The 1923-nt window shown below is 43.5% G+C and carries 1 protein-coding gene; it reads right to left on the bottom strand.

What is annotated here, in order from left to right; all coding sequences use genetic code 11:
- Positions 1-562: 562 nt before the first annotated feature.
- On the bottom strand, positions 563-1513 hold the full coding sequence (locus E0L35_RS25185) for a hypothetical protein (RefSeq protein ID WP_138801705.1): 951 nt from the start codon (positions 1511-1513) through the stop codon (positions 563-565).
- Positions 1514-1923 lie beyond the last annotated feature (410 nt).

The following is a 1923-nucleotide window of genomic DNA, read 5'->3' as shown; positions in this document are numbered from 1 at the left end:
CTCTGGCCCACAAGTTAGGGCGTGCGGTCTATTTCATGTTAAAGAACGAAAAGGTATTTGATGAACAACGCTTTTTAACGAGTTAGTCACGCAGCAGGATGATGATCAACGTCTAACTGGATCATCACGGAGTGTGCTGAAACCGGGTGTCTGCTGACTGATTTTTATATCTAAAACCCGACTTCTACACCCAACTAGAAGCCCGTCGCTTTGATTATCCATCCTGCTGGCGTGCACCAATACCCTGAGCGAGTGGGCTTACACCGGCGCTGAACCTGAAACTAACTGGGACTATAAAGTAACCCGCTTTTTGAATAGGACAGATGCTGGTTAACCGATGAATGTCTAGTGCCCCAGACCCACCTGCAAGGAGCAACCCGGTTTGGCAGTGGTGAACCACCACGTTAAAGAGCCTCAATAGGTGTTTGCTGTAAGCCACCAACAGCCAACGATGACAGATGAAGTAGGATCATTGGCTCAGGGACTTGATATTGACCGCTTACGCGGCCAATAAAAAATACTGCGGGCTATTTGACAGGCAGAAGGCTCATAGGTGTTATACCTATTTTTCCACGTAATCTTCGTCTATTTCACGAGCGAGATTTTCAAAGCTTTTATGGCTTTTTTGCAGATAAAACAAGAATATTCGTGCATCTGCCTCTGAAAAGTCATTCACATTAGAGTTAGTCAGGTAAGCTTTCACTCGTTTAATGCCGTGAAAGTACTCATCAAGCTCGTACTGAAGGTGGTCAGATAACTCATTTCTCTCTTGCAATGCACTTTGGAAGTTATTGTATGTCTCTTCGATTGACTCAAGCATACTAAGACCAAATGAAACATTTGAATTGGATGGTGAGTATATTGTTTGCCCTACCTTTTCAAACATATACCCCATTGTTGAGTGAAGAATATCTGCTAGAGGTTTTTCCATAAATTTAGCCCTATGCTGCTCGTCAATTTCTCGAAGCTTATAACTGATTAATGCGTAAGCATTATTAACACCGATTAGCTGTGTTTCTACTATGTTTGTGAAATCAACGTCGATGAACTCACTTTCCCCCTCGTCGTAGAAACGAGCTAGAGTAAAGCCACCTTTACTCATTGAAATCCGAGAAATGTGATTAAAGTAAGTAGTTTTCTTAACTCTATTCTTTGTTGGATGACCTATTGAGGCATTTCTAACTGCTCTGATGCTTTTCAGCTCATCAGACAACTCATATGGCACTTCGAATGCTTCAGACAAATGATTCATCGCATCCTGTTGAATAAATAACGCCTGCAAAAGTCCATAGGTGTAGATATAAGACAATCCTGATTCAGTAGGAAAGTCAGATTTGAAATAACTTTTTAGCGCTAACCCTGTATCGCCTAGAGTGTCCAAAGAACTACAAATTTGACTCCAGTTATCTAACTCTGAGATCAAAACCTTTTGATATCTATGAGTATTTATGTGTTCTCGCACTTCACTTTCGATATCAAAGAACTTGACTAAGCTCTCTTCAACATTGCTCATCTATCGCAAGTCCTCTCAATAGGTATAACAGTGAAGCATTTATTCGCCGTGCGGAGCATGGCGAATAAATGCCTGTTGGACTAAGGCGCGTCCATCAGGCAGCTATTTAATAGGGGATTGTATTGATCAGCGTGCGGCCTGAGGTACCAAGCCGTGCATTGGCATGTCTGGGGTAACGCGCTCTGATCGTGAGTTTCGCCATCATTTCAGCACTTCCAAATCTAATTTAACCCAATGTAGCGCGCCTGATGGCTAAAATCCATCATAGAGACGAGCGTAGCCGTGACCCGCTAGCGAGCCGGTTAGCCAAGTCGGTTGTCGTCGTAGGGCGTTACATCATGCTCGATAGTGTTGATCCTTATGATTAGACGGTTGATCGTAGGTGTGGCGCTGGGGTGTGAGCGTCCCGA

Origin of the sequence: Halomonas sp. ATBC28 (assembly GCF_005937175.1) — a bacterium.
Taxonomy (GTDB): Bacteria; Pseudomonadota; Gammaproteobacteria; order Pseudomonadales; family Halomonadaceae; genus Vreelandella; species Vreelandella titanicae.
The sequence above is the reverse complement of the archived record's forward strand: the minus strand, read 5'-3'. Positions and strand labels throughout refer to the sequence as shown.

What these genes read in the sequence shown, in the direction of transcription:
- E0L35_RS25185 (WP_138801705.1), bottom strand. Translation starts at nt 1,513, where the DNA reads ATGAGCAATGTTGAAGAGAGCTTAGTCAAGTTCTTTGATATCGAAAGT.